The sequence below is a fragment of the Streptomyces sp. WAC07094 genome, assembly GCF_036320405.1.
Taxonomy (GTDB): Bacteria; Actinomycetota; Actinomycetes; order Streptomycetales; family Streptomycetaceae; genus Streptomyces; species Streptomyces lannensis.
The window spans coordinates 1,014,190-1,039,857 of sequence record NZ_JAVMJZ010000001.1 but is presented as its reverse complement, the minus strand read 5'-3'; the positions used below and the strand labels follow the sequence as shown (position 1 = coordinate 1,039,857).

Sequence of the window (25,668 nt, the reverse complement as noted above, 5' to 3'; positions counted from 1 at the left end):
CAAGTCTGTTACGCCCTATCTCGGCGGTGATAGCTTGAAACGGCCCTACGGAGAGGAGCCCGGGACGATGGCGGCAGGTGCGGCAAGCCCTCGCGAGCGGTATCGCAGCCAGGTGCGCGCGGAGATCAAGGAGCGGGCCTGGGAGCAGATCGCCACGGCCGGGGCGTCGGGGCTGTCCCTGAACGCGATCGCCAAGGAACTGGGCATGAGCGGCCCGGCGCTGTACCGGTACTTCGGCGGGCGGGACGAACTGATCACCGAACTGATCCGCGACGCCTACCGCAGCCTGGCGGACACGTTCCGTGCCGCAGCCGGATCGGGCGGTGGTCTGCCGGGGCTGGCCCGGGCGCTGCGCGGCTGGGCGCTGGAGGACCGCCAGCGGTACTTCCTCGTCTACGGCACGCCCGTCCCCGGCTACCACGCGCCCGACGACATCACCGTCATCGCCCGGGAGATCATGTCGGCGCTGCTCGAGGTGTGCGCGGCGGCCGGAACCGGGACCGCGGCCCCCGACGGCTTCGACGCGCATCTCGCGGACCACGGGCAGTGGGCGGGAGACCACGCGTACCCTCCCGCCGTCCTGCACAGGGCGCTGGTGTTCTGGAGCCGCCTGCACGGGGTCCTGTCGCTGGAGCTCGCCGGCCACTTCACCGGGATGGGCTTCGACCCCGAGCTGTTGTTCGCCGTCGAGGTCGAGGGGCTGACGGCCGGGCGCTGAGGGGCGTGCCCGGGCACCGGGTGCGGCTGCGGCTGCGGCGTACTTCCCCGGGAGTACGCGTGATCACCTCGCCCGGCCGACGTCGTACCCGGCCGGGGACGTCTAGCGTGAACCTCATGCAGGAGCAGCGCGCAGACGTTCCCCGGCGGTGGCCCGTACCGCCGTGGTGGAACGACGAGTCCGAGGGGTCCCGTCTTCCCTGGCGCTCCACCGTGCTGTTGACCCTTGTCGTGCTGTTCGGCACGCACTTCGCGGCTCTGAACCAGAAGGGCCAGCGGGTCGGCCTCGACCCTTTCGCCTATGTGCTTCTGCTGGCGGCCTGTGGAGCGCTGCTGTGGCGCAGGCGCCGTCCCGTGCCCGTGGCGTTCATGACGACGGCCGCCGCAGTGGTCTACCTGGGCGCCGGGTATCCGTACGGTCCCGTGTTCCTCACCGTCGCCGTCGGGTGCTTCAGCGCCCTCGTCGCCGGTCGCCGCAAGGCCGCGTGGACGGCAGTCGGGGTGTTCTGGGCCGGGCACGTGCTCGTGTCGCACTGGCTGTACCGGTGGTTGCCGCCGTCGAACGACTCGCCTCCTTCCTGGGGGCAGGAGTTGGTGATCGCCACCTGGGTGGTGGCGATCGTGGCCCTGGCCGAGCTGATGCGGGTCCGCCGCGAGCAATGGGCGCGCGAGCGGGCCGAACGCGCGCTGGCCGCCCGCCGGCGCGCCGACGAGGAGCGGCTGCGCATCGCCCGCGAACTCCATGACGTCCTCGCCCACAGCATTTCCGTGATCAACGTCCAGGCGGGTGTCGGTCTTGCGCTGCTCGACTCCGACCCCGAGCAGGCGCGCACGGCGCTCACCACGATCAAGGCCGCCAGCAAGGAGGCGCTCGGAGAGGTGCGCCAGGTGCTCGACACCCTCCGCACACCCGGTGACGCGCCGCGCACGCCGGCGCCCGGCCTCGACCGGCTGCCGGAACTCGTCGAACAGGCCGCGCACGCCGGTCTGGTGGTCACGGTCGAGGGCGCGGTGCCGCGACTGGCTCCGGGTACCGATCTCGCCGCGTTCCGTATCGTCCAGGAGGCCCTCACCAACGTCGTACGGCACTCGGGTTCCCGCCATGCGCGCGTGCACGTGGAGGGGGTGGCGGGCGTACTGCGCCTCCGTGTCGACGACGACGGTCCGCCGAGCGGTACCGACGAGGGCGGCAGCGGCAACGGCCTTGCCGGGATGAGGGAGCGGGCCACCGCCCTCGGCGGCACGATCGAGGCGGGTCCGCGTGACGACGGGGGCTTCCGGGTCCTCGCCCGGCTGCCGCTGGAAGCGGTGGCCCGGAAGTCCGTCGAGCACAAGGAGGACGTGTGATCCGGGTACTGCTCGCCGACGACCAGTCGCTCGTCAGGGCCGGTTTCAAGGCGCTGCTGGACGCGCAGCCGGACATCGAGGTGACCGGGGAGGCCGCCGACGGCGAGGAGGCGCTGCGCGGGGTGCGGGAGACGCGGCCGGACGTGGTGCTGATGGACATCCGCATGCCCGTGCTCGACGGGCTCGCGGCGGCCCGCCGCATCACCGGGGATCCGGACCTGGAAGGGGTGAAGGTGGTCATGCTCACCACCTTCGAACTCGACGAGTACGTCTTCGAGGCGATCCGCTCCGGTGCTTCCGGCTTCCTCGTCAAGGACACCGAGCCGGAAGAACTGCTGCGTGCGGTACGGGCGGTGGTCGAGGGTGACGCCCTGCTCTCCCCTGGTGTGACCCGGCGGCTCATCGCCGAGTTCGCGGCCCGCTCCAAGGAGCCGGCCGCCGCCGCTTCGCTCGCGCGGCTCACCGAGCGGGAGCGTGAGGTCATGGCGCTGGTGGGCATCGGCCTGTCCAACGAGGAGATCGCCCGCCGCCTGGTCGTCAGCCCGCTCACGGCGAAGACGCACGTCAGCCGGACCATGGTCAAGCTGGGGGCCCGAGACCGAGCCCAACTGGTGGTCCTCGCCTATGAGTCGGGGCTGGTGCGCCCGGGCTGGCTCGGCTGAGTCGTAGCGCCGGGGCGGAAGCGGATCAGCACGGCCACCACGCGCGCCGCGAAGACCAGACAGGCCATGGTCGTGCCGGCGAGAATGAGCGCACGTCGCGGACCGCCCGACAGGCCGAAGGTGAAAGCCGGTCCCACCACGGCCGCGCACACCAGCGCCGCCGCGAACGCGGCGCTGCACAGGGCGTACCCGATCTCGACGGTGATCGCGTCCCGATCGGCCTGAGTGCGCCCTGTCCGGCCTGCGAACGAACCGCCCCCGTGGTTCTCCATGGGCCGATTCAAACAGCCGTGCGCCCGGCGGGGGAAGACCCCGGCCGGGCGCACACCGGGAGGCGTCCCCCTAGTCGCGGACCGCCACGGTCTCCGCGTCCGCCTCCACCGGAAGGGACCTGGCGACCACGACGGACCGTCCGGTCCGGCGTGTGCGCAGTCCCGGGAGGGTGATCAGCAGCCCTGCCAGGGCGATGCCGGTGACCACGATCAGACCGGGCCGGTAACTGTCGAGGACGGCCTGCGGCGAGGCGTGCTCCGGGGTGTGGGCGGTCACCACCGCCGTCACCACGGCCAGGAAGAGCGCGCCGCCCACCTGGACGGAGGTGTTGAGCAGACCGGAGACCATCCCCTGTTCGTGGTCGTCGACCCCGTTCGTGGCCTGGATGTTGAGCGAAGGGAAGACGAGTGCGCAGGCCGCGCCGATCAGCAGCATGCTCGGCAGGATGGCCGCCGCGTATCCGGGATGGAGGCTGACGCGCAGGAACAGCGCGTAGCCGACGACCATGAGGGCGAAGCCCGCCGCGATGAGCCGCGGGGTGCCGAAGCGGTCCACGATCGCACCCACCTTGGTGGAGGAGACGGCGACCAGTGCGCCCGCGGGCAGGAAGGCGAGCGCCGTGTGTAGCGCGGACCAGCCGAGCAGCGACTGCATGTAGATCGTGACGAGGAACTGGAAGCCGACATAGGACCCGAAGAACGCCATGGCCCCGAGCTGGGCGCGGATCTGGCTGCCGGAGCGGAGCACGCCGAGCCGGATCAGCGGGCCGGCCGAACGCCGCTCGACGAGGACGAAGACGGTGAGCAGCACGGCGACGGCGAGGAAGGACGTCAGCGTGCGGGCCGACGCCCAGCCGGCCTGTGGCGCCTCCACCACGGTGAACACGAGCAGCAGCATCGACGCGGTGCCGACGACGGCGCCGGGGATGTCGTAGCCGTTGTGGTCCTTCTCGCGCTCGCTGCGCGGCAGCAGCTTCAGACCGGCGACCAGGGCGATCAGTGCGATCGGCGCGGGCAGCAGCATGGTCAGCCGCCAACTGGCCTCGGTGAGCAGCCCGGACAGCACGAGCCCCATCGAGAAGCCGGTGGCCGCGCAGGTGGTGTAGATCGACAGTGCGCGGTTGCGCAGCGGGCCCTCGGGGAACGTGGTGGTGATGATCGAGAGGCCGGCGGGCGCGGTGAAGGCGGCGCTGAGGCCCTTGACGAAGCGGCTGGCGATCAGCAGCGGACCGGAGTCCACAAGCCCGCCGAGCAGCGAGGCGACCGCGAAGACGCCGAGCGCGATCAGGAAGACCTGACGCCGGCCGAGCAGGTCCGCGGTCCGTCCGCCGAGCAGGAGGAGACCGCCGTATCCCAGGATGTAGCCGCTGACGACCCATTGCAGCGTCGATGTCGTCAGATGGAGATCGGAACCGATGGACGGCAGGGCGACGCCGACCATGGACACGTCCAGTGCGTCCAGGAACATGGCTGCGCAGAGCACCAGCAGGGTGCCCCACAACCGGGGAGTCCAGCGTCCCTCGGACGAAGAGGTGGTGAGCGGAGAGGTCATGGACCAGAGACTACATGCGCATGCATGCAATGCAAGTGCATTTAATTCAGATGCAACAATCTTGGATTCTTGCTACCGTGCGCGCATGGCGACCGTGGACAAGACCGAGCAGACGCTCGTGGACCGGTGGCGCGACATTCTGACCCTGCATGCGCGCACCCAGTGCGAACTGGATCGCACCCTGCACGCGCACGGTCTGTGTGCCAGTGACTTCGAAGTCCTCGACGTCCTGTCCGAGGCGGCGGGAGACGGTTCCTGCTCCTACCGCGTCCAGGAGATCTCCGAGCGGGTCCATCTGAGCCAGAGCGCGCTGTCGCGGCTGATCGCGCGTTTGGAGAAGGACGGTCTGCTCGAGCGGGCCCTGTGCCCCGAGGACCGGCGGGGCGTGCGCGTGGCACTCACCGCCAAGGGGCGAACGCTGCACGGCGAGGTGCTTCCGGTGCAGCGTGCGGTGCTGACGAGGATGCTCACGGACTGAGGGACTGGCAGCGCCGGGCGGGACGCCTCCGGCGGGTGCCGGCTCAACTCCAGGTGACCGCGGACTTCTCGCGCCACAGGGCCGCGATCGAGGCGTCGCCGGACACGGCCGGAAACGGCAGCCGGTTCCAGAGCGACAGGTACAACGCCTCGGCCGGCCCGGTCACTTCGCAATCCGCCCGGCCGGCGTCGGCCCGCTCGGTCACGGGCGGCTCGGTCGACAATCGCACGGTCCACACGGCGTCGTCGGCATCCGTGGCCCGCACGCGCAGGACACGCGGCTCCTCGCTGCGGACCCTGCTGCGACGGCGGGCGTGGAAGCCGCGCAGCAACTCGTCGATACCGTCGAGGGCGAGAGCGGGGGCGACGGCGGTGGGTGTGCCGCCGCGCGCCGCCTCCGCGTCGATCCGGTGCACCGTCGTCTCGTGCGCCTGCCGCCGGGCCCAGAACGTGAGTGGCGAGGGCGCCGGCAGGAAGTGCCAGCACCGCACATCGGGCGCGGCGCAGGAGAGGGTGTCCACGAGCCTGCGGTGGCCGTCCCGGAACCAGGCCGCCAGTGCGGAACCGTCGAGATCGGGCAGGCCGCCGTCCGGGTGGGGTGAGGTGTGCCCCTCGGTGACGAAGGACGCGGCCCAGCGGTGCACCATGCCCGTGTGCTGCAGCAGATCCCGCACCTGCCAGCCCGGACAGGTCGGCACCTCGGCGTCGACGCCGGCCTGCTCCGCCGCCGCGGCCAGCAACCCGCCCTCACGGTCCAGGATCTGTACGAACTCGGCAGTCTCCATGGGGTGAGTGTGCCGGACGCGGTGCGCCGAGGGGAGAGTGGCGCCGGTGGGCCCGTGTCACGCGTCCATCGACCGCCCGGGGGCGTCCGCGCACAACCGGACGGGAAGCCGCAGCAGATGGAAGCCGTCACCCGGCCAGTGCCCGAACTCGAGCTCCCCGCGGTCCACCGCGAGTGCGGTCTCCGGCCGCCGGACGAGCACCCGGTCGAGGACGACGGAGGTGACGAGACGCCCGAGGGCCGCGCCCAGGCAGTAGTGGGGGCCGTGACCGAAGGCCAGATGGCCGTCGCCCCGGCCGGACTCCCGTGCGATGTCGAGACGTTCCGGTCCTTCGCCGTACTCCCGCGGATCGTGGTCGGCGGCGAGCAGGGCGACGGTCACCGTCTCGCCCTTCTTCACCGGGGTTCCGGCGAACTCGAAGTCCTCGGTGGCGTACATGGATGCGCCGATGCGTACGAGGCTGACGTGGCGCAGGAGTTCGGGCACCGCGCGGTCCAGCAGGCCTGGCTCACGGCGGAGCCGGGCCAGTTGGTCCGGGTGGTCGAAGAGGGCGAGGACCGCATGGGCAAGGAAGAGGGCGGGTGGGGTGATGCCGGTGCTGATGAGCAGGAAGACCACCGAGATCAGTTCGTCCTCGGTGAGCGCGTCACCGCCGTCGCGGCCCCCCTCGATCAGCGCGGAGATCAGGTCGTCGGTGGGTTCGGCCCGGCGCCGGGCGATCAGTTCCCTGACGTAGTCGACGATGCCGACCAGCCCGTCCACCGTCCGGCTGCCGTCGCCGTACGCGAAGTCGTGGATCCAGGCGCACACGCGGTCCCGGGCGGTGTCGTCGATGCCGACGAGCTCGCAGACGACGACGGTGGTCAGCGGGTAGGCGAACTCGCCCAGCAGGTCCGCCTCGTCCTTGGGCGCGAGGGCGGACAGCAGGTCCTCGGCCACCCGTTCCACGAACGGGCGCAGCGCCGCGATCCGGCGGGCGGTGAACGCCCGGGTGAGCGGGACGCGCAGCCGGGCGTGCTCCTCGCCGTCGAACAGGGCCAGATGCCCGGAGACGTACTTGGCGTAATCGGCGGGGAAGCCGGCGAAGGCCGCCTCCAGCAGTTCCGCCTGCGGGTCGGCGCCGCCGGCGCCGCCGGGGATCTTGGATCGGTCCCGGATCAGCCGGGGCTCGGTCAGTGCGGCCTTGACGTCGGTATGGCGTGTGACGAGCCGGACCGGGGTCTGCAGACCCGGGAGCACCACCTGGGGAAGCCGCTCCTGGGCGCGGAACTCCGCGTATGCGCCGACGGGATCCTCGACGAGTTCGGGAGTCAGGTGGACCGGGCGGGTTCCGGCGGCCGGGGTGGTGGCGTGGTGTGAAGTCATGCCGCACAGCGTGCCGGTGGCCGCCTTCAGCCCGGTTTCACCACGGTTTCACGGACGGCGGTCGCGTGGCGCGTCACATAGCCGATCGTGGAGGCGACGGCGGCCAGCACCGCGACACTGGTGAGCGCTGCGGGCAGGGAGTACCAGTCGGCCATGAACCCGATCGCGGGCGGGCCGAGGAGCATGCCGCCGTAGCCGAGCGTCGAGGCCACCGCTACCCCCGTCGGACCGGCGAGCCTGCCGGCGCGCTCGACGGCGACGGGGAAGAGGTTGGCGAGGCCCAGTCCCGTCACCGCGAAACCGAGGAGCGTCGCCCAAACGGACGGGGCGAGTGAGCCGAGCAGCATGCCCGCGGCGGCCGTGGCGCCGCCCGCGACCACGGTGCGGACCGGGCCGAGCCGTTCCAGCAGCGATGTGCCGCCGAGCCGGCCGACGGTCATGGCGAGGGCGAAGGACGAATAGCCGGCCGCGGCCACACCCGGGTGCGCGTCGAGGTCCTGCTCCAGGTGCAAGGCGCCCCAGTCCGCGAGTGCGCCCTCGCCGTACGCGGTGCACAGGGCGATCAGTCCGAAGACCGTCACCAGACCACGGGTCCTGGTGTCGAGACGGCGCGCGGGGTGTGCCGCGTTCCGCACGCGGTCGGGTGGCACCAAGGGCTCGTGGCGCAGGAGTGTGGGCCCGGCGGCCGCCGTCACGAGCAGGCCGATCACGGTGAGCCCCAGGAGGTGCCGGGTGGGGGACAGGGATCCCGCGACCAGTCCGCCGAGACCGGCGCCCACCATGCCACCCAGACTGAACGCCGCGTGGAAGCTCGGCATGACCGGCCGCCGGAGCGCTGCGACCAGGTCGACGGCGGCGCTGTTGAACGCGACGTTGATCGCCCCGTACGCCGCCCCGAAGACCAGCAGTACCAGCCCCAGGGCGAGCGCCGAGTGCGTGAGCGGGGGCAGGGCCACGCTCAGCGACAGCAGGACCGCGCAGACCACGGTCACCGGGTGGCTGCCGTAGCGCCGGCAGAGCCGCCCGATGAGCGTCATCGTCACGACCGCGCCGGCGGAGACCCCGAGCAGGGCGAGACCGAGCGTGCCGGCCGAGGCACCCGTCTGCTGCTTGATGGCGGGGATGCGGACCACCCAGCCGGCGAAGATGAAGCCGTCCAGCGCGAAGAACACGGTGACGGCGATCCGGAGCCGGGTCAGGTCGTTGCCCGGCACGACGCTGTGCGATCGGGTTTTGTTTATTAGCGGCACAAAATCAGCCTAGAGGGCTCCACCGGGCCGGGGCAAGGGAGCCGCCGATGGCGCACGGCCGGTCAGCCGAGCGCCCGGTCCAGGTTGAACGCCGCGCTGATCAGCGCGAAGTGGGTGAACGCCTGCGGGAAGTTGCCCTCCTGCTCACCGGTGTGACTGATCTCCTCGGCGTACAGCCCGAGGTGGTTCGCGTAGGTGAGCATCTTCTCGAAGGCGAGCCGCGCCTCGTCCAGGCGGCCGGCCCGGACCAGGGCCTCCACGTACCAGAACGAGCAGATGGAGAATGTTCCCTCGTCGCCCCGCAGACCGTCCGGGCTCGCCTGCGGGTCGTAGCGGTAGACCAGGGAGTCGGACACCAGGTCCTGGGTGAGTGCGTCGAGGGTGGACAGCCACTTGGGGTCGGTGGGCGCGATGAACTTTGCCAGCGGCATCATCAGCACGGCGGCGTCGAGCACGTCGCCGTCCTCGTGCTGGACGAAGGCCTGCCGCGTCTCGGACCAGCCCCGTTGCATGATCCGCCGGTAGATCGTGTCCCGGCACTGACGCCAGCGGGGCAGATCGGCGGGCAGCCCCCGGCGGTTGGCGAGCCGGATGGCACGTTCGATGGCCACCCAGCACATCAGCCGGGAGTAGAGGAAGTTCTTGCGGCCGCCCCTTGTCTCCCAGACACCCTCGTCGGGCTGGTCCCAGTGCTTGCAGACCCAGTCCACCAGGTCGCAGACGTTGTCCCACTGGTCGCTGGAGATGGGCTGCGCCCACTTGTCGTAGAGATAGATGGAGTCGATGAGGGCGCCGTAGATGTCGAGCTGGAGCTGGTCGGCGGCGGCGTTGCCGATCCGCACCGGCGCGGAGCCCTGGTGGCCCTCCAGATGGTCGAGTTCGTACTCGGGCAGGTCGGTGCGCCCGTCGATGCCGTACATGATCTGCAAGGGGCCCGACGGCCCGCCGTCGCCCGGGATGATGTGCCGGGTCACGAACCGCATGAACGCCTCGGCCTCGCCCGTGAAACCCAGGCGCAACAGGGCGTAGACGCAGAAGGCCGCATCGCGCACCCAGACGTACCGGTAGTCCCAGTTGCGCTCGCCGCCGAGCTGCTCGGGCAGGCTCGTCGTGGGCGCGGCCACGATCGCGCCGGTCGGAGCGTAGGTGAGCAGCTTCAGCGTGAGGGCGGAGCGGTGCACCATCTCCCGCCACCGGCCGCGGTAGCGCGAGGCGGCCAGCCAGTGCCGCCAGTACGCCACCGTGGTGGCGAACTGCCTCTCCGCCTCCGCGCGTGCGCACATGCGCGGAGGGAGGGAATCGTCGACCTGGTCCAGCGAGAAGACCGCCGACTCGCCCTCGCTGAGTTTGAAGTCGGCCCAGACGTCGGAGTCGTCGCCTTCGAGCGGCATCGTGGCGGTCAGGGCCAGGGACAGATCGGCGGATTCGAAGACGGCCACGTCACCGAGGAGGCGGAGGGTGTGCGGCTGGGCGCCGTAACCGAACCGCGGGGCGATCCGCGCCCGGAACGGGAGGGAGCCGCGCACACACAGCACCCGCCGGATCAGCCGGTGCCGGTCGGCCTCGACGCACCCCGTGCCGACGGGCATGAAGTCCTGCACCTCGCCGACGCCGTCCTCGGTGAAGAACCTGGTGATGAGGACGTTGGTGTCGGGGAAGTAGAACTGCTTGGTCCGGGCCGGCACGGTGGCCGTCAGCTCGAAGGAGCCGCCCCGCTCCGCGTCCAGGATCGACGCGAAGACGCTCGGGCGGTCGAAGGCCGGGCAGCAGTACCAGTCGATGGTGCCGTTCGTCCCCACCAGGGCGACCGTGCGCAGATCGCCGATGAGGCCGTGGTCGGCGATCGGCAGATACCGCGAGTCTCCGGGTGCGAACCGGTCGCACGGTGTCTCGGCCATCGAAGCCTCCCTGAACACCAGGTACCGCCCCACCGCAGGTATCAGCTTAGGCGCCCTGGTCAGCGGGGGCACGGGGAGCGGAACCGCGGAGCCTCACGGGCAGGGGCCGGTTCGTCCGCGGTGGGCTGGTGGCCGTGTCTCAGGCCGTGATCACCCGTACGCCCGCCTCCTCGAACGGCCGTACCGCATCGCTCCCCGCCGCGGCGTCCGTGACCAGAGTGTCCACCGACTCCACCCCGCAGATACGGGCGAACGCGCGCCGGCCCAGCTTGCTGGAGTCCGCCGCCACGACGACGCGCTCGGCGCGCTCGCAGAGCAGCTGGTTGATCGCCGCCTCCGCCTCGTCGTTGGCCGCCGCGCCGTGGACGGCGTCGAAGGCCACCACGCCCAGCACGGTGACGTCGAGGGTGATCCGGCCGAGCACGGCGTCCGCGAGCGGACCGACGAGCTCGTACGACTGCGCGCGCGCCACACCGCCCGTCACCACGATCTTGAACTGAGGGCGTACGGCCAGCTCGTTGGCGATGTTGAGCGCGTTGGTGACGACGGTCAGCGCGGGTGAGCCCGACGCCAGGTCTCCGCGCACCGCCAGGGCCCGTGCCACCTCCGTCGTGGTCGTACCGCCGGTGAGGCCCACGGCCTCCCCGGGTGCGATCAGCCCGGCCACCGCCTCGGCGACGCGCTGCTTCTCGGAGGCGTGCCGGGCCGTCTTGTAGCGCAACGGCAGCTCGTAGGAGACGCCGTGCGGCACCGCTCCGCCCCGGGTGCGCACCAGCATCTGCTGCTCCGCGAGCAGGTCGAAGTCCCGGCGGATGGTCGCGGCGGACACCTCGAGGTCGGCCGCCGCCTCCTCGACATCCAGCCGGCCCCGCTCGACGAGCAGTTCGAGCAGTGCCTTCCAGCGGGCGTCGCGCGACATCCGCACTCTCCGTTTCCCAGACGTCCCGACGAACCCGGCGCACCCCGATGTCGGCCTGATGCTTGATTATGCTCGAAAGTAGCCGATAACTTGCAAGAAAACGCACGGCGGGAGGGGATCGCCATGACGCATGTCGTAGAGGAGCTGGCCGGTCAGCCCGAGTGCTGGGCCCGCGCCGCCGCAGGTGCGGACATGTACAAGGACGCGCTTCCGGCCGAGGGGGAGCGGGTCGCGATCGTGGGATGCGGGACCTCCTTCTTCATGGCGCAGTCCGCCGCCGTGCTGCGCGAGACGTCCGGGCAGGGGGAGACCGACGCGTTCGCGGCCTCCGAGTTCCCCCACGGCCGCCCGTACGACCGGGTCGTCGCCCTCACCCGGTCCGGCACCACCACCGAGGTACTCGACCTCCTCGACCGGCTCCGCGGAAGGGCCCGGACGACCGCGATCACAGCCGACCCGCGCACACCGGTGACGGACCTTGTCGGCGACGTGATCGTCCTCGACTACGCCGACGAGCGCTCCGTCGTCCAGACCCGGTTCGCCACCACCGCCCTCACCCTGATCCGCGCCCACCTCGGCAGGCACACCGACGCCGTGGTCGCCGACGCCCGCACGGCGCTCGGCAGACCACTGCCCGAAGGGCTCGTCGACTGCGCCCAGTTCACCTTCCTCGGCCGCGGCTGGACCGTCGGGCTGGCGAACGAGGCCGGGCTGAAGATGCGCGAGGCGGCGCTGGCCTGGACGGAGGCCTATCCGGCGATGGAGTACCGCCACGGCCCCATCAGCGTCACCACCCGCGGCACGGCCACCTGGATGCTCGGCGAGCCGCCCGAGGGGCTCGCCCGGCAGGTCGCGCAGACCGGGGCGCGGTGGGTGGCCGGCGGACTCGACCCGCTCGCCGAACTCGTCGGTGTCCAGCGGCTGGCCGTCGCCGTCGCCGCCGCCCGGGGGCTCGACCCCGACCGGCCACGGCACCTGACCCGCTCGGTGATCCTCCCTCCCGCCACCCACTGAGAGGAGAGGAGTCGTGCCCCTTGCCACCACCGGTGAGCTGATCACCGACGCGGCCGCGGAGCACCGGGCCGTCGCCGCGTTCAACGTGATCACGCTCGAGCACGTCGAGGCCGTGATAGCGGGCGCGGAGGCGGTCCACGCGCCGGTCGTGCTCCAGGTCAGCGAGAACGCCGTCAGGTTCCGCCACGGACGTCTGCTCCCGATCGCCCGCGCGGCCGGCGCCGCCGCCGAACGCGCTGCCGTGCCCGTCGCCCTGCATCTCGACCACGTCCACGACGACGACCTGCTGCGGCAGGCACCCGGTGCCGGGTTCAGCTCCGTGATGTACGACGCGGCCCGGCTGCCGTACGAGGAGAACCTCGCCGCCACACGCGCCGCCACCGACTGGGCCCATGCCCAAGGGCTTTGGGTCGAGGCGGAGTTGGGTGAGGTCGGCGGCAAGAACGGCGAGCCGCCGCCCGACCCGCACGCACCCGGCGCCCGGACCGACCCCGGTCAGGCGGCCGCCTTCGTGGCCGACGCCGGGGTCGACGCGCTTGCCGTCGCCGTCGGCAGCAGCCATGCGATGACCACGCGCACCGCCGCGCTCGACCACGCCCTGCTCAAGCGGCTCAGTGCCGTGGTCGGTGTGCCGCTCGTACTGCACGGCTCCTCCGGACTTCCGGACGGCGAACTGACCGCGGCCGTCACCGGCGGCATCACGAAGGTCAACATCGGCACGGCCCTGAACGTCGCCATGACCGGTGCGATCCGGGAGTTCCTCGTGGCACACCCCGAGGCAGTCGACTCGCGCGCGTATCTCGCCGTGGGCCGGGAGGCCATGGTCCGCAGCGTGGCCCGCCTCGTCACCGTCCTCCTGGGCGGCACACCCGAGGAGGCACCCCGGTAGACGCCGCGGTGGGGCATGCCGCTCCGGCTACTCCCGGACGGCCTTCAGGACGACGAACTTGGCGTTGCTCGCGACCAGTTCGCTGTTGCCGAAGATGCGGCGCAGCGTCACGTGGTAACCCAGGTGACGGTTGCCGACCACCCACAGCTCGCCACCGGGCCGCAGGGCACGCCGCGCGCCCGAGAACATCCGCCGGGCGACGGCGTCCGTGGTGGCCTGGTGGGAGTGGAACGGCGGGTTGCTGAGCACGAGGTCGACGCTCGCGTCCGGCAGCCCGGACATTCCGTCGCCCACCAGGAACTCCGCCTTCCCACCCGCGTTGTCACGGTAGGTGGCCTCCGCCGAGGCCACCGCCTGGTAGGACTCGTCGACGAACACCACCTCCGCCTCGGGTTCGGCCAGGGCGGCGGCCAGCCCGACCACGCCGTTGCCGCAGCCCAGGTCCACGATCCGGCGGGCACCCCCGCCCTGCGGCAGATGACCGAGGAAGAACCGGGTACCGATGTCGAGGTGGTCGGCGCAGAAGACGCCCGCGTGGTTGGTGACGGTCCGTCCGGACAACGCACCGGTGTCGTCGGGGAGTTCGTAGCGGTAGGGCCAGGGGCTGGCGGCTCGTACGAGTGCCGGGTCGGGGGTGCAGAAGACGAGCCGGGACTTCTGCTCGGCGAGCGAGGTGCGGGTCGGGCCGAGAACACGCTCGAACAGCTTCAGCGTCGAGGTGTGGATCTCCTTCACCATCCCCGTGCCGATGACGACCGTCCCCTCGTGCACGGCGGGTGCCAGCCGGTGCAACTGGTCCTCCAGCAGGGCAAGGCTCTTCGGCACCCGTACGAGGAGCACGTCGATGCGGTCCGGCGGAACGTCCCGGGTGGTCAGGAGCCTTGCCGTGTCCACCTCGACGCCGTTGCGCGCGAGATTCGCCCGGGTCGCCTCGCGGGCCAGGAAGGAGTCGGTGATCAGGGTCGGCCGGTGCGCCGCGAGGGCCGTGGTGAGTGCGCCCCACCGGTCGCCGACGACCACGACCGTGCCGTCCAGTCGGGTGCCGTCCGCCGCGAGGTGCCGCAGCAGATATGCGTCGGACGCGTCCCAGGCGCGCAGCCGGTCGCGGGGATCCTCGGGGAAGCGGGCCAGCGTGCAGGTGCCCCAGGGCGTGGTCATACGGTCGTTCATCGTGCGTCCAGGCTAGCCGAGCGGCAGGTCCGGCCCTGTTCCCGGCAGTGGCAGGCGGTCCTGCGGGCCGCGCGCTGCGTGATGATGAGTCCATGGACGCCGAGCTCTTCCCGCGCAGCCGCACCGAAGTCGTCACCGGCGCGGTCCATGTGCCGGACTGGCTGGACGAGGGCCGTCAGCTGCGGCTTCTGGAGGCCTGCCGCGAGTGGGCCCGGCCGCCCGCCGGACTGCGGACCGTGCACACCCCAGGGGGCGGCACGATGACCTCACGGCAGGTCTGCCTCGGCCTGCACTGGTATCCCTACGGATACGCCCGCACGGTCGTCGACGGCGACGGCGCCCCCGTGAAACCGCTGCCCGAGTGGCTGGCCGCACTCGGCAGCGAGGCGGCCGGGACGGCCCTCGGCGCGGCCGCCGTACCCCGCGAGCCGTACGACATCGCCCTCATCAACTTCTATGACGCGGACGCCCATATGGGCATGCACCGCGACATCGACGAGAAGTCCGGCGCCCCCGTCGTGTCACTGAGCCTCGGCGACTCCTGCGTCTTCCGCTTCGGCAACACCGAGACGCGCGCACGCCCCTACACGCACGTGGAACTGCGCAGCGGGGACCTGTTCGTCTTCGGTGGCCCGGCGCGATTCGCCTACCACGGGGTGCCGCGGGTGCGTCCGGGGACCGCGCCGTCCGGACTGCGACTGACGGGGCGGCTCAACATCACCCTGCGGGTCAGCGGGCTCCGGTCGGATCCGGAGCGGATCATGGGAGACTCGCCCTCATGACTGGCAAGGCGGCCCCCCGGACGACAGGGGAAGGGAACACCCGGACGCGGCTCGACCGGGGGCGCGGGGCGCTCGGTCCGGCGCTGGAGCTGGTGCACACCGGGCGTGCGCCGACCCGTGCCGTGCTCACCGCCGAACTGGGCGTCACCCGGGCGACCGCGGGAGCGGTGGCCGCCGAGCTGGAGGCGCTCGGCCTGATCCGGGTCGACGCGCATCCGGGTGCCGCGGCCGGCGCGCAAGGCCGTCCCTCGCACCGGCTGGAGGTCGCCGAGGACGGCCCCGTCGCACTTGCCGCCCAGGTGCACGCGGACGGCTTCCGGGCCGCGCTTGTCGGGCTCGGCGGCCGTATCGTCGCGACCGCGCCCGGCTGCGAGACGGTCGACGCCGACCCGGCGAAGGTGCTCGGTTCGGTGGTGGAGGCGGGCAACGAGCTGCTGCGCCGGACCGGACGGCGCTGCGTGGGTGCGGGACTGGCCGTGCCGTCGGCGGTCGCCGAACCCGAGGGCCTCGCGCTCAATCCGCTCCATCTCGCATGGCCTCCGGGTGCCCCCGTGCGGGAGATCTTCGCCGAGTGCGTGCGCGCCGCGGGCATCGCCGGGCCCGCCTTCGCCGCCAACGACGTCAACCTCGCCGCGCTCGCCGAGCACCGTCACGGGGCCGGTCGCGGTTCCCGTGACCTGTTGTGCGTGGCCACGGGGCACCGGGGCGTGGGCGGTGCGCTGGTACTCGACGGGCGGCTGCACACCGGCAGTTCGGGACTCGCGCTCGAGGTGGGACATCTGACCGTCAACCCCGAGGGACGCCCCTGCCACTGCGGCAGCCGCGGCTGCCTCGACGTAGAGGCGGACCCGCTGGCCTTCCTCGAGGAGGCGGGCCACGACGCCGGGCCCGAGGTGTCGCAGCTGGAGCAGGCCAACGAGCTCATCCGCACCCGGTACCCGGACGACCCGGCCGTCCGTTCCGCCGTGGAGGCGCTGATCGACCGGCTGGGTCTCGGCCTGTCCGGCCTGGTCAACATCCTCAATCCGGACCGCATCATCCTCGGCGGACTGCACCGCACCCTGGTGGACACCGACCCCGAGCGGCTGCGGGCGGTCGTCGCCGACCGCAGTCTGTGGGGCCGCAGCGGAGGCGTCCCCATCCTCCCCTGCACGCTGGACCACAACAGCCTGGTGGGCGCGGCGGAACTGGCCTGGCAGCCGGTGCTCGACGATCCGCTGGCGGCGCTCGCCTGAACCGGCATACCCACGATCGCGCCATCCCGTCGACCCGAGGTCGGCTGGTTCGTCACCGCACCGACGGAGGCGGCGATCCGCGCGGGTCCATCGTGGACGGGCGCCTCGCGAGACGAAGGAGGGTGCCCATCGCATTGCTCCGTCCTGGAATTCGAGGATCGGTGCGGTATTTCAGAATTCCGCCACTGCCTCCCGCAGGTACATCTCCAGCCGCCTGATCGATGCGGTCACGCCTCTCGTATCGAGCCGGCAGGTGTAGAGACGACGGACGAGTGTGGGTTGCCGCATGGGCAGAGCCACGACGCCCGGCGGGGCGTCCGACAGCAACAGCCGCGGCAGCAGCGCGACGCCGAGACCCGCCGCGACGAGATTGAGCGCGGTGCGGAAGTCCATGCCGTCGAAGTCCAGACGATGTCCGCTTCCCCGGTCGCCTTCGAGGGGTGACGCTGCCAGGTCGCGGGCGTCGACCGCGGTGTTGATCCATGCGTCCGACGGCAGGTCGGCCGGGGTGACACCGTCAGTTCCGGCCAGGGGATGACCGACGGGAAGGACGACCATGATCGGATCGTCCATGAGGTGCTCTTGTGTGAGCCCGGTGGGCACCGGCCCGGGAGCGTGTTCGTAGTCGAAGGTGACGGCCAGGTCGATCTCTCCCCGGAACAGCAGCGCATGCGTTTCGCGCTGCTCGAGTTCCCGGAGTGTGATGTGAACTGCCGGATGGGTCGCACGCAGGCGTGCGAGCGCGGGAGGGACGATGGAGGCCGCCGCCGAGATGAACGCGCCGAGCCGCACCTCGCCGCCGGTTCCGTCCGCGAGCGCCGCGAGCTCGGTGGCGGCGCGACTCATCGACACGCTGATCGCGGACTCGGTGTCGAGAAGGACCTGCCCGGCCTCGGTCGCCCGGACGGGCCGCCGGACCACGACTCGAGCACCGACCCGTCGTTCCAGTTCCGCGACCTGCTGCGAGACCGCGGACTGGGTGTAGCCCAGCTCCTCTGCGGCAGCGGCGAACGAGCCGTGCCGCACGACAGCCGCAAGGGTCACCAGATGCCGCGGATCGAACAACCAGGACATGAAGTTAAGGATAGCTTATCGACCCAGAAGGGATCATTGCTTGTGCTAATCCGGAGGGGTGGCCGACGCTGGGCGCATGGACTTCACGCAATTCGACACCGCGATCAACAAACTCCCCCGATGCCGGGTCGGGTTCTACCCCACTCCGTTGCACGCCTTGCCCAACCTGTCGGCGGCGTACGGGATCAACCTCTTCATGAAGCGCGAGGATCTGGCCGGACCCAGTGCGATCAGCGGGAGCAAGATGCGCCTGGCCGAGTTCATCCTGGGGCGGGCCCTGGAGAACGGAGTGACACACCTCATCACCCAGGGCGAATACCTGACCAACTCGGGTCTGCAGTTCGCCGCCGCCTGTCTGAACGCAGGAATCACGCCGATCCTGGTGCTGACGCGGAACGTGTCCCGGCATGGTGAGCTCGGCGAGTTCCGCGGCAACTATCTGCTCAACAAGACGATGGGTGTCGAAACCCACGTCATCAACGTCGGCGGCAACGTCTGGCACTCTCCGGACGAGGCCGCGCGGATCACCGACGCCATCGCCATGCGCAAGGCCGAACTCGAAGCGCAGGGGCACGAGGTCCTCGTCGTCGGGACCGGTGGCGCGCACCCCGACGGCTACATCGCGCACGCCCTGACGTTCCGGGAGATGCTTGAACAGTCCGATGCCGCAGGGGTCGAGCTCGACTACGTCTACCACACGATCGGCACCGGGACCGCGCTGCCGGGGATGCTGGCAGCCAAGCTGAGTCTGGGACACCCGGTGAAGTTCCGGTCGATCTCCATCCAGAGGTTCAACGACGGAGACCGGATGAACCCCGGCGTGATCGTCGACCGGACCAAGGCGGTGCTGGCCACCTTGGGCGCGCCCGTACCCGACGATGCGACGATCCGCGCCGAGATCGACATCGACCAGCGCTTCATCGGCGAGGACTACGCCGTCGCGTCCGCCGAAAGCACAGCGGCCATCCGCGAGCTGGCCCGAGCAGAAGGCGTCTTCGTCGGCCCCGTCTACACCGGCAAAGGACTCGCGGGTTTGCTCGACCACGCCCGCAGTGGGCGGATCCCCGTCGACAGCAACGTCGCGTTCCTGCACACCGGGGACACCGGCAACCTGTTCGAAATTCCCCAAGTCGTCGGCCACATCGCCGACTGATCCCGCAGCCCATCAGCCACGATCACCCCTGACCAGCAACGAGAACCCGACTGAGCCGAACCGGATCGTGCAGCGGTCCTGAAGCGGATCCTTGGGTAGCAGCGGACGCCCGCACATGTACTCCCGCGGGGGTACACACAGTGCCGCTGGCCGTACGACGACCCGGACCCCCGTCCGGCGCCAGTCTCGAGACATCCCGCAGCAACACACCGAGGAGATGACCCGAGATGCAGACCCTGGCCCACTGGGACGGCGGCCCCGGCCCCTGGATCCTGTTCTTCCCGCTGATCTGGGCGGCCGTCGTGATCGGCGTCGTGACGGTCCTGCGCCGCACCGCCTGGCGCGGGCGCGGCGCACCCTGGCGCGCCGTGGACGGCCGTCCGGCGGGCGACTCGCCGATCGCGGTGCTCGGCCGGCGCTTCGCCTCCGGAGAGATCGACGAGGACGAGTACTGGCGCCGCCTCTCCGTCCTCGACGACCAGTTCGGCCGCACGGGCAAGGGCGGTGCCGCATGAGTTCCGGCCCGACCCCCACCACTGTCCCGGACGAGATCCCCGCGGAGCGCAGCGCCTCGCGGGGATCGCATCGGACCGCTCCCACGGCCACCGCGGCACGGACGGCCGCGCAGGTCGTCGACGCCGTCAAGGTGTACGGGAGCGGCGACACCGCGGTCCGGGCCCTGGACGGGGTGAGCGTCGCCTTCGCGGCGGGCCGCTTCACCGCCATCATGGGGCCCTCGGGATCCGGCAAGTCGACGCTGATGCACTGCGCCGCCGGACTCGACACCCTCACCTCCGGCTCCGCCCTCATCGGTGACACCGATCTGAGCAGCCTGGACGACCGCCGGCTGACCCTCCTGCGCCGTGACCGGATAGGCTTCGTCTTCCAGGCCTTCAACCTGGTGCCGACGCTCACCGTCGCGGAGAACATCACACTCCCCCTGGACCTGGCCGGCGGCAGGGGCGACCCGGAGTGGATCGACGCCCTCGTCGATGTCGTCGGACTGCGCGACCGGTTGCACCACCGCCCGGCCGAACTCTCCGGTGGCCAGCAGCAACGCGTCGCCGTGGCACGGGCGTTCGCCGGGCGGCCCGATGTGGTCTTCGCCGACGAACCCACCGGCAACCTGGACTCCCGCTCCGGCGAGGAGGTGCTCGGGCTGCTCGGCCGCGCCGTGCGCGAGACCGAGCGCACGGTCGTCATGGTCACCCATGACCCCGTCGCCGCCGCCCACGCCGACGAGGTCGTCTTCCTCGCCGACGGACGCCTGGTGGACCGTATGGAGGCGCCGACGCCCGAGAAGGTCCTCGACCGCTTGAAGGCGTTCGAGGTGAGGTCGTGAACGCCTCCCTGCGCCTGAGCGTGTCCTCGCTGCGCGCGCACAAGAGGCGCTTCGCCGGTACCTTCCTCGCGGTGTTCCTCGGCGTGGCCTTCCTGGCGGGCACGCTCGTCATGGGCGACACACTGCGGGCGAGCTTCAGCAGCATGTTCGGCGACGCGACCGCCGGCACCGACGCCGTCGTGCGCAGCGCCGACACCATCACCACGCCCGGCGAGAGCCAGGGCGTCCGGCAGCCCGTGGACACCTCGCTCGTCCCCGCGATCGAAAAGGTCCCCGGCGTCGCCGCCGCGGTGCCCCGGATCGAGGGCCGCGGCCAGCTCGTGGGAGCCGACGGCAAGCCCGTCGGCGGTCAGGGCCCGCCCACCCTCGCGGGCAACTGGATCACCGACGCCCGGCTCAACCCGTACCGGATCGCGGAGGGCAGGGCCCCGGCGAGGAGCGGTGAGGTCGTCGTCAACCGGGGCGCCGCCGAAAAGGGCGGTCTGAGGATCGGGGACACGACGACCCTGCGCACACCCGACCCCGTCGAGGTGACCGTGGTCGGGCTCGCGACCTTCGGCGGCCAGGACGGCATGGCGCAGGTGACCTTCACCGGCATGACCCGTGCCGACGCCGAGAAGTACCTCACCGCCGAGCCCGGTCAGGCGGCGAGCATCCAGGTGCGAGCCGGTCCCGGGGTGAGCCAGGCACGGCTCGTCTCCGAGCTGACCTCCGTGCTGCCCAAAGGGGTCGAGGCCATCACCGGCCAGGAGTCGGCGCGGGAGAACACGGAGATGATCTCCAGCCAGTTCCTCACCCTGTTCACCACCTTCCTCCTGGTGTTCTCCGGGGTCGCGCTGCTCGTGGCGACCTTCTCGATCCACAACACGTTCGCGATCGTCGTCGCCCAGCGCACGCGGGACAACGCCCTGTTGCGCGCGCTCGGCGCCTCGCGCCGACAGGTGGCCGTCGCCACGCTCGTCGAGGCCGGTGCCGTGGCCGTCGTGGCGTCGGCCGCCGGGCTGCTGGGCGGCCTCGGTATCGCGGCCGGGCTCCAGGCCCTCTTCCCGGCCATCGGATTCCCCTTCCCCGAGGGCGGTCTGGTGATCGGGGCCCTGTCCCTGCTGCTGCCGCTCGCGGTCGGCATCCTGGTCTGCCTCGGCTCCGCACTGCTGCCCGCGGTACGGGCCGGACGCACCGCACCGCTGGCCGCGCTGCGGGAGAGCGCTGTCGACCGGTCCGCGGGCAGCCGTACGCGCACGGTCGTCGGTGGCGCATGCGCGGCGGCGGCCCTCGCGAGCACCCTCGTCGGAGTACTGGTGAGCCCCTCCCTGTGGTCGGCCGGTCTCGGTGCCGTCCTCGCCCTCGTCGCGTTCGTGGTGCTCGGCCCGGCCGCGTCGCGGGTCGCGGTGCGGGCGCTCGGTTTCCCGGTCGACCGGCTGCGCGGTGTCACCGGCGGCCTCGCCCGCCGCAACGCCCTGCGCAGTCCCAAGCGGACGGCGGCGACCGCGAGCGCCCTGATGATCGGTGTCGCCGTGGTGTCGCTGTTCACCGTGTTCGGCGCGTCCCTGAAGGCGACGATGGACCGGACCGTGTCCCGCTCGTTCGCCGGTGACGTCGCCGTCAGCAACCCCTCGTTCGGCGCGGGCGGCAGCGGGCTGAGCCCGAAACTGGCCCCCGCGATCGCACGGCAGCCGGCCGTCGCGGACGCCGTCGGCCTGGGCCGCGGCGTGGCGAAGGTGGACGGCAGCGGCCGGGCCCTGACCGTGACCGATCCCGGCGCACTGGGACGGGTCTTCGACCTCGGCACCGTACGCGGCTCCCTGGACCACCTCGGCGGCGACGGCATCGCGATCACCGAGGAGGAGGCCGGCCGGCAGCATCTGGCGGTCGGCGGCACGGCTCGGCTCACCTTCACCGACGGGACCACGCAGTCCTTCACGGTCCGTGCGGTCTACGGCCGGTCGGAACTCGCGGGCGACTACGTCATCACCCGTGCCGCCTGGGCCCCGCACCGTACCCAGGACTCCGACACGCTCGTCGCCGTCGCCTTCAGGCCCGGGGTGGACCCGGCCGAGGGGAAGGCGGCGGTGGAGCGGGTGGCGGAGCGGTTCGGCAACCCGTCGGTGCAGACCCGGGACGAGTACGCGCAGTCGTCGGCGGGCGGCATCGACATGATGCTGAGCCTCGTCTACGCGCTCCTGGCCCTGGCGGTGCTCATCGCCCTGCTCGGTATCGCCAACACCCTGACGCTGGCGATCCACGAGCGCACCCGCGAGCTCGGGCTGCTCAGGGCCGTGGGGCAGACACGGTCCCAACTGCGGGCGATGGTCCGTTGGGAGTCGGTCCTCGTGGCCGCCTTCGGTACGACCGGCGGGCTGGTCCTCGGTGCCTTCCTCGGCTGGGTCCTGGTGGAGGCCTCCGGCGGCGCGTCCGACACCGCGTTCGCTTTCGCGCTGCCTCCCGTGCGGCTCGCGGTGGTGGCGCTGGTGGGTCTCGCGGCCGGTGCGCTCGCGGGCCTGCGCCCGGCCCGGCGAGCCGCCCGACTGGACGTCCTGCGCGCCATCGCCGCGGAGTGATCCGCGCGAGCCCGCGCCCGGGCCGCACCTGGGGGCGGGCTCACCGCCCGGTCAGCCGGCAACGGCGGACCGGGCGGGAGAAACGTGTTCCGTCCTGCGCTCGTCGACCGCGAGCGAGCGGGCCGACGTCTCGAGCGCGGCCTCGTACGGCGTGAGGGCGCGCACCGGACGGGACGGTGCCGAGGACGAGGCGGGCAGCGTGAACCAGACGACTTTGCCCGAGTCGCCGTCCGGGCGCGCACCCCAGCTGTCGGACACCGCCGCGACCATCGCGAGTCCGCGCCCGCTGGTGGCGGAGACGTCCGCGTGGCACAACTGCGGCAGTCGCGGATCGTGGTCGTGCACCGAGACGGTGAGCCGGTCGAGCAGCAGTTCCATCTCCACGGTGCAGGTCTTGTCGGGCTGGGCGTGCAGGTGGACGTTGGTCAACAGTTCCGTCACACCGAGCGCCGCCCGGTCTATCAAGGGATCGAGGTGCCAGTAGCGCAACTGCGCCGATACGATTCTGCGGACTTGTCCGATCCGCGACGGCAGGGCTTGGAGCTCCACCGTGCAGTGCCTGCTTGGCTGGCTGATCACGGCTGCGACTCCCCGAATTGAGGTCCGGAAGAAGACGGAGATCGGATCCAGCAGGAGGGCTGGGCGTACCTGCCGCCTGCTGTGCGGCTGAGTACTCCGGCCGCTTAGTGCGAACGGCTTCGTACGGGGGCCGCCCGCTGACGTGACCGGCGGGCTGGTTCTTCAGCGTTATCGCCGGTAAACCCAGAGTGAGGTGAGACCAGCGTGACGCAAGGGGTGAAGTCCTGCAACTCGCGCCGCGCTCAGCCGCGGGCGGCCCTGCGGACCGCCTCGATGAACCGGCGCGCAGACGGCCCCGGCCGGCCCGGAGCGGCGTCCTGCTCGCCGAGGATCAGTGAGTAGCGGGTGCCGTTGAGATCCGCCGACGCCCGGTCCTGCGGTGCGTACCAGGGCTTCGACGCACGCACCGCCTGCACCGGCGCGCTGTCGATCTCGCTGCCGTAGCTGGTCAGCAGCCGCAGCCTGCCGTCGCTGATCCGGACCTCTCCGGCCCGCGTGAGCGACCGCAGTCCCTTTCCGATCCGCACACCTGTGGCCGTGAAGTCCGGCTCCGCCATGCTGCCCTGCCCCCTTGTGCGCTCGGCTGTGTCCGGTCCGGATCGCCCATGGGCCGCGATCCGGGGTGGTCCTGTCGAGTCCGCTCATGGTCCCGCGTGCTGCCCGTACGGGCGCTGCGCGCACGGTCCGGCCGCACCGGCCGGCCTCCCACGCCGTGCAGTCTGCCCGCACCCGGCGCCTTCCACCAGTGTGCACGGCAGGGTCGCAGCGGGTATCCGGCGCACTCGCGCGGATGCGCCCCCACCGTTTTCCGCCGACTTCCCCAGCGGTGCCTTTGAGCAGCTCAAAGGCGTGTTTATGCAGGTGGGAAGCGCTGCCGAAGGTGTCTATGATCGAGGCGTCCGACCGTGTGAACCGGGCGTCGGACACCCCGGTAAGGAGTCCCGTGGTGAGCACCCCGCAGATCACCCGCCCCGGCGGGACGTACGACGTCGACCGCAGCGACGCGGAGTACCGCTCCTGGCTCAAAGAGGCCGTCCGCAAGGTCCAGGCGGATGCCAACCGCTCGGCCGACACGCATCTGCTGCGCTTCCCGCTGCCGGAGCAGTGGGGCATCGATCTCTATCTGAAGGACGAGTCGACCCACCCCACCGGCAGCCTCAAGCACCGCCTCGCCCGGTCCCTGTTCCTGTACGGGCTGTGCAACGGCTGGATCAGGCCCGGCCGTCCGGTGATCGAGGCGTCCAGCGGTTCGACCGCGGTCTCCGAGGCGTACTTCGCCAAGCTCATCGGTGTGCCCTTCATCGCGGTCATGCCGCGCACAACGAGCCCCGAGAAGTGCCGTCTCATCGAATTCCACGGCGGGCGCTGCCACTTCGTGGACGACTCGCGCAAGATGTACGAGGCCTCGGCCGCCCTGGCGGCGGAGACCGGCGGCCACTACATGGACCAGTTCACCTACGCGGAACGGGCGACGGACTGGCGGGGCAACAACAACATCGCCGAGTCCATCTTCCGTCAGCTGGAACTTGAGCGGTTCCCGGAGCCCGCGTGGATCGTCGCCACCGCCGGTACCGGAGGAACCTCGGCGACCCTCGCCCGGTATGTGCACTACATGCAGTACGACACCCGCATCTGTGTGGCCGACCCGGAGAACTCCTGCTTCTTCGACGGGTGGACGACGGGAGACCCGGACGTCACCTGTGACCGGGGCTCGCGGATCGAGGGCATCGGCCGGCCGCGGATGGAGCCGAGTTTCGTACCGGGCGCCATCGACCGGATGATGAAGGTGCCGGACGCGGCGACGGTCGCGGCCGTGCGGGCCCTGGAAGCGGCCATCGGCCGCAGGGCGGGCGGCTCCACCGGCACGGGCCTGTGGAGCGCGCTGAAGATCGTCGCCGAGATGGTGGCCGAAGCCCGCACGGGCAGTGTGGTCACCTTGCTGTGCGACCCGGGCGACCGCTATCTGGACAAGTACTACTCGGACGCATGGCTCGCCGAGCAGGGGCTCGACATCGCCCCGTACACCGCGGCGATCGGGTCACTCCTGGAGACCGGGGTGTGGCCGGACTGACTCCGGCCCGGCGCCCTGCGCCGCCAGCCTTCGGTCCAGTGCCTGCACGGCGCCGCGGAAGGCGCGTCCCAGGCCCCCGCGCCCACACTTCAGAGCGAATCGGAAGACCGCCGACCCGTCAGCCGCGAAGGTCCACTGCACCCGGGTGCCCGTACCGGCAGGGGTGAGCCGCCACTCCTCGAGCAGCGCGCGCATCCCGGGCACACCCGTCTCGTCGACGCGGTACGCGTAGACCTCGTTCGGCTCGGCCGCTACCACGGACTCCAGGTAGCGGGTGCCGCCCGCCAGATGCACCTCGCGACGGGTGCCGTCGTCGAGGGGGCGGGCGTAGGTCACGCCGGGGAACCACTCGCTCCAGCCCGGGACATCGTGGGCGAGAGCCCGGAAGACCGCCGCCGGGGATGCCGTGATCTCCCGGACGAAGACCAGCCGGACGGGAGCGGTCTTCGTGAAGTCGAGTCCCACCGGGCGCAACAGACGTGCCATGGACGGAACCTCCTCGCGGGAACACCGGCGTCCCCGAACGGAAGCGGTGGTGCGGGTCGGCGCCCACCATA

The 25,668-nt window shown here is 71.5% G+C and carries 25 protein-coding genes; 13 read left to right on the top strand and 12 right to left on the bottom strand.

Annotated elements, in window-relative coordinates; all coding sequences use genetic code 11:
- The first annotated feature begins 67 nt into the window (after window positions 1–67).
- The 3 genes from RCR19_RS04615 to RCR19_RS04605 all read left to right on the top strand — a co-directional run bounded on the left by RCR19_RS04615 (window position 68) and on the right by RCR19_RS04605 (window position 2,726).
- Window positions 68–718: a TetR/AcrR family transcriptional regulator gene (locus RCR19_RS04615; RefSeq protein WP_331263900.1), complete on the top strand. Its 651-nt coding sequence runs from the start codon at window positions 68–70 to the stop codon at window positions 716–718.
- Between the two features lie 116 nt (window positions 719–834).
- Window positions 835–2,064, top strand: coding sequence for a sensor histidine kinase (locus RCR19_RS04610; RefSeq protein WP_331263899.1), 1,230 nt, complete (start codon window positions 835–837; stop codon window positions 2,062–2,064).
- Window positions 2,061–2,726 carry a response regulator transcription factor gene (locus RCR19_RS04605; protein ID WP_331263898.1) on the top strand — a complete coding sequence of 222 codons (666 nt, stop codon included), beginning with the start codon at window positions 2,061–2,063 and terminating at the stop codon, window positions 2,724–2,726. Before RCR19_RS04610 ends, RCR19_RS04605 begins: the two co-directional genes overlap by 4 nt.
- On the opposite strand, the gene RCR19_RS04600 is transcribed toward RCR19_RS04605, so the two are convergent.
- Together RCR19_RS04600 and RCR19_RS04595 are read right to left on the bottom strand one after the other, a co-directional pair.
- On the bottom strand, window positions 2,687–2,998 hold the full coding sequence (locus tag RCR19_RS04600; protein ID WP_331263897.1) for a DUF6332 family protein: 312 nt from the start codon (window positions 2,996–2,998) through the stop codon (window positions 2,687–2,689). The two genes, RCR19_RS04605 and RCR19_RS04600, sit on opposite strands and share 40 nt — an antisense overlap.
- 70 nt (window positions 2,999–3,068) lie before the next feature.
- The gene (locus RCR19_RS04595) at window positions 3,069–4,550 is read right to left on the bottom strand and encodes an MFS transporter (RefSeq protein ID WP_331263896.1); all 1,482 of its coding nucleotides are present in this window, start codon (window positions 4,548–4,550) and stop codon (window positions 3,069–3,071) included.
- Between the two features lie 85 nt (window positions 4,551–4,635).
- On the opposite strand from RCR19_RS04595, the gene RCR19_RS04590 reads away from it, so the two are divergent.
- Entirely contained in the window at window positions 4,636–5,028 is a 393-nt protein-coding gene (locus tag RCR19_RS04590) for a MarR family transcriptional regulator (RefSeq protein WP_331263895.1), read from the top strand.
- A 43-nt stretch (window positions 5,029–5,071) separates the two neighbouring features.
- Here RCR19_RS04590 and RCR19_RS04585 read toward each other — a convergent pair whose 3' ends face one another.
- From RCR19_RS04585 to RCR19_RS04565, 5 genes are all read right to left on the bottom strand, one after another.
- On the bottom strand, window positions 5,072–5,812 hold the full coding sequence (locus RCR19_RS04585; protein WP_331263894.1) for a maleylpyruvate isomerase family mycothiol-dependent enzyme: 741 nt from the start codon (window positions 5,810–5,812) through the stop codon (window positions 5,072–5,074).
- Between the two features lie 57 nt (window positions 5,813–5,869).
- Window positions 5,870–7,177, bottom strand: coding sequence for a cytochrome P450 (locus tag RCR19_RS04580; RefSeq protein ID WP_331263893.1), 1,308 nt, complete (start codon window positions 7,175–7,177; stop codon window positions 5,870–5,872).
- Window positions 7,178–7,203: 26 nt separating this feature from the next.
- A complete protein-coding gene (locus RCR19_RS04575) occupies window positions 7,204–8,391 on the bottom strand; it encodes an MFS transporter (protein ID WP_331263892.1) in 1,188 nt (395 codons plus the stop codon).
- A gap of 98 nt (window positions 8,392–8,489) precedes the next feature.
- The gene (locus RCR19_RS04570; RefSeq protein WP_331263891.1) at window positions 8,490–10,325 is read right to left on the bottom strand and encodes a glycoside hydrolase family 15 protein; all 1,836 of its coding nucleotides are present in this window, start codon (window positions 10,323–10,325) and stop codon (window positions 8,490–8,492) included.
- A gap of 139 nt (window positions 10,326–10,464) precedes the next feature.
- Window positions 10,465–11,244 (bottom strand): DeoR/GlpR family DNA-binding transcription regulator, encoded by a 780-nt coding sequence (locus tag RCR19_RS04565; protein WP_331263890.1) that lies wholly within the window; start codon window positions 11,242–11,244, stop codon window positions 10,465–10,467.
- A 123-nt stretch (window positions 11,245–11,367) separates the two neighbouring features.
- Here RCR19_RS04565 and RCR19_RS04560 point away from each other — a divergent pair, with 123 nt between their 5' ends.
- Window positions 11,368–12,258: a sugar isomerase gene (locus RCR19_RS04560; protein ID WP_331263889.1), complete on the top strand. Its 891-nt coding sequence runs from the start codon at window positions 11,368–11,370 to the stop codon at window positions 12,256–12,258.
- A gap of 13 nt (window positions 12,259–12,271) precedes the next feature.
- Complete coding sequence (locus RCR19_RS04555) at window positions 12,272–13,147, top strand: class II fructose-bisphosphate aldolase (protein ID WP_331263888.1); 876 nt, start codon at window positions 12,272–12,274, stop codon at window positions 13,145–13,147.
- Window positions 13,148–13,174: 27 nt separating this feature from the next.
- On the opposite strand, the gene RCR19_RS04550 is transcribed toward RCR19_RS04555, so the two are convergent.
- On the bottom strand, window positions 13,175–14,317 hold the full coding sequence (locus tag RCR19_RS04550) for a methyltransferase (protein WP_331263887.1): 1,143 nt from the start codon (window positions 14,315–14,317) through the stop codon (window positions 13,175–13,177).
- Window positions 14,318–14,409: 92 nt separating this feature from the next.
- Here RCR19_RS04550 and RCR19_RS04545 point away from each other — a divergent pair, with 92 nt between their 5' ends.
- Both RCR19_RS04545 and RCR19_RS04540 read left to right on the top strand, forming a co-directional pair.
- Window positions 14,410–15,099: an alpha-ketoglutarate-dependent dioxygenase AlkB gene (locus RCR19_RS04545; RefSeq protein ID WP_331263886.1), complete on the top strand. Its 690-nt coding sequence runs from the start codon at window positions 14,410–14,412 to the stop codon at window positions 15,097–15,099.
- Window positions 15,096–16,334, top strand: a complete 1,239-nt coding sequence (locus RCR19_RS04540) for an ROK family protein (RefSeq protein ID WP_331263885.1) — start codon at window positions 15,096–15,098, stop codon at window positions 16,332–16,334. Before RCR19_RS04545 ends, RCR19_RS04540 begins: the two co-directional genes overlap by 4 nt.
- Window positions 16,335–16,505: 171 nt before the next feature.
- Here the strand turns inward: RCR19_RS04540 and RCR19_RS04535 are convergent, their stop codons facing one another.
- The gene (locus RCR19_RS04535) at window positions 16,506–17,408 is read right to left on the bottom strand and encodes a LysR family transcriptional regulator (RefSeq protein WP_331263884.1); all 903 of its coding nucleotides are present in this window, start codon (window positions 17,406–17,408) and stop codon (window positions 16,506–16,508) included.
- Window positions 17,409–17,484: 76 nt separating this feature from the next.
- Here RCR19_RS04535 and RCR19_RS04530 point away from each other — a divergent pair, with 76 nt between their 5' ends.
- The 4 genes from RCR19_RS04530 (at window position 17,485) to RCR19_RS04515 (ending at window position 22,461) form a co-directional block, all read left to right on the top strand.
- Window positions 17,485–18,561, top strand: a complete 1,077-nt coding sequence (locus RCR19_RS04530; protein ID WP_331263883.1) for a pyridoxal-phosphate dependent enzyme — start codon at window positions 17,485–17,487, stop codon at window positions 18,559–18,561.
- Window positions 18,562–18,788: 227 nt separating this feature from the next.
- Entirely contained in the window at window positions 18,789–19,076 is a 288-nt protein-coding gene (locus RCR19_RS04525) for an SHOCT domain-containing protein (protein WP_059127462.1), read from the top strand.
- Window positions 19,073–19,903 (top strand): ABC transporter ATP-binding protein, encoded by an 831-nt coding sequence (locus tag RCR19_RS04520; protein ID WP_331263882.1) that lies wholly within the window; start codon window positions 19,073–19,075, stop codon window positions 19,901–19,903. The genes RCR19_RS04525 and RCR19_RS04520 overlap by 4 nt, the downstream gene beginning before the upstream one ends.
- A complete protein-coding gene (locus tag RCR19_RS04515) occupies window positions 19,900–22,461 on the top strand; it encodes an FtsX-like permease family protein (RefSeq protein WP_331263881.1) in 2,562 nt (853 codons plus the stop codon). Before RCR19_RS04520 ends, RCR19_RS04515 begins: the two co-directional genes overlap by 4 nt.
- A gap of 51 nt (window positions 22,462–22,512) precedes the next feature.
- Here RCR19_RS04515 and RCR19_RS04510 read toward each other — a convergent pair whose 3' ends face one another.
- Together RCR19_RS04510 and RCR19_RS04505 are read right to left on the bottom strand one after the other, a co-directional pair.
- Window positions 22,513–23,040: an ATP-binding protein gene (locus RCR19_RS04510; protein ID WP_331263880.1), complete on the bottom strand. Its 528-nt coding sequence runs from the start codon at window positions 23,038–23,040 to the stop codon at window positions 22,513–22,515.
- A gap of 242 nt (window positions 23,041–23,282) precedes the next feature.
- Entirely contained in the window at window positions 23,283–23,597 is a 315-nt protein-coding gene (locus tag RCR19_RS04505; protein ID WP_331263879.1) for a hypothetical protein, read from the bottom strand.
- Window positions 23,598–23,986: 389 nt separating this feature from the next.
- On the opposite strand from RCR19_RS04505, the gene RCR19_RS04500 reads away from it, so the two are divergent.
- Window positions 23,987–25,111, top strand: a complete 1,125-nt coding sequence (locus tag RCR19_RS04500) for a PLP-dependent cysteine synthase family protein (RefSeq protein WP_331263878.1) — start codon at window positions 23,987–23,989, stop codon at window positions 25,109–25,111.
- Here the strand turns inward: RCR19_RS04500 and RCR19_RS04495 are convergent.
- Window positions 25,079–25,597: an SRPBCC family protein gene (locus tag RCR19_RS04495; RefSeq protein WP_331263877.1), complete on the bottom strand. Its 519-nt coding sequence runs from the start codon at window positions 25,595–25,597 to the stop codon at window positions 25,079–25,081. The two genes, RCR19_RS04500 and RCR19_RS04495, sit on opposite strands and share 33 nt — an antisense overlap.
- Window positions 25,598–25,668: the final 71 nt, after the last annotated feature.

Bases quoted from the DNA above. Each gene is read 5' to 3' on its own strand.
- RCR19_RS04610 (WP_331263899.1), top strand. From the start codon at position 835: ATGCAGGAGCAGCGCGCAGACGTTCCCCGGCGGTGGCCCGTACCGCCG.
- RCR19_RS04615 (WP_331263900.1), top strand. From the start codon at position 68: ATGGCGGCAGGTGCGGCAAGCCCTCGCGAGCGGTATCGCAGCCAGGTG.
- RCR19_RS04525 (WP_059127462.1), top strand. From the start codon at position 18,789: ATGCAGACCCTGGCCCACTGGGACGGCGGCCCCGGCCCCTGGATCCTG.
- RCR19_RS04570 (WP_331263891.1), bottom strand. From the start codon at position 10,325: ATGGCCGAGACACCGTGCGACCGGTTCGCACCCGGAGACTCGCGGTAT.
- RCR19_RS04520 (WP_331263882.1), top strand. From the start codon at position 19,073: ATGAGTTCCGGCCCGACCCCCACCACTGTCCCGGACGAGATCCCCGCG.
- RCR19_RS04560 (WP_331263889.1), top strand. From the start codon at position 11,368: ATGACGCATGTCGTAGAGGAGCTGGCCGGTCAGCCCGAGTGCTGGGCC.
- RCR19_RS04550 (WP_331263887.1), bottom strand. From the start codon at position 14,317: ATGAACGACCGTATGACCACGCCCTGGGGCACCTGCACGCTGGCCCGC.
- RCR19_RS04530 (WP_331263883.1), top strand. From the start codon at position 17,485: ATGGACTTCACGCAATTCGACACCGCGATCAACAAACTCCCCCGATGC.
- RCR19_RS04505 (WP_331263879.1), bottom strand. From the start codon at position 23,597: ATGGCGGAGCCGGACTTCACGGCCACAGGTGTGCGGATCGGAAAGGGA.
- RCR19_RS04495 (WP_331263877.1), bottom strand. From the start codon at position 25,597: ATGGCACGTCTGTTGCGCCCGGTGGGACTCGACTTCACGAAGACCGCT.
- RCR19_RS04540 (WP_331263885.1), top strand. From the start codon at position 15,096: ATGACTGGCAAGGCGGCCCCCCGGACGACAGGGGAAGGGAACACCCGG.
- RCR19_RS04600 (WP_331263897.1), bottom strand. From the start codon at position 2,998: ATGGAGAACCACGGGGGCGGTTCGTTCGCAGGCCGGACAGGGCGCACT.
- RCR19_RS04545 (WP_331263886.1), top strand. From the start codon at position 14,410: ATGGACGCCGAGCTCTTCCCGCGCAGCCGCACCGAAGTCGTCACCGGC.
- RCR19_RS04595 (WP_331263896.1), bottom strand. From the start codon at position 4,550: ATGACCTCTCCGCTCACCACCTCTTCGTCCGAGGGACGCTGGACTCCC.
- RCR19_RS04565 (WP_331263890.1), bottom strand. From the start codon at position 11,244: ATGTCGCGCGACGCCCGCTGGAAGGCACTGCTCGAACTGCTCGTCGAG.
- RCR19_RS04590 (WP_331263895.1), top strand. From the start codon at position 4,636: ATGGCGACCGTGGACAAGACCGAGCAGACGCTCGTGGACCGGTGGCGC.
- RCR19_RS04535 (WP_331263884.1), bottom strand. From the start codon at position 17,408: ATGTCCTGGTTGTTCGATCCGCGGCATCTGGTGACCCTTGCGGCTGTC.
- RCR19_RS04580 (WP_331263893.1), bottom strand. From the start codon at position 7,177: ATGACTTCACACCACGCCACCACCCCGGCCGCCGGAACCCGCCCGGTC.
- RCR19_RS04585 (WP_331263894.1), bottom strand. From the start codon at position 5,812: ATGGAGACTGCCGAGTTCGTACAGATCCTGGACCGTGAGGGCGGGTTG.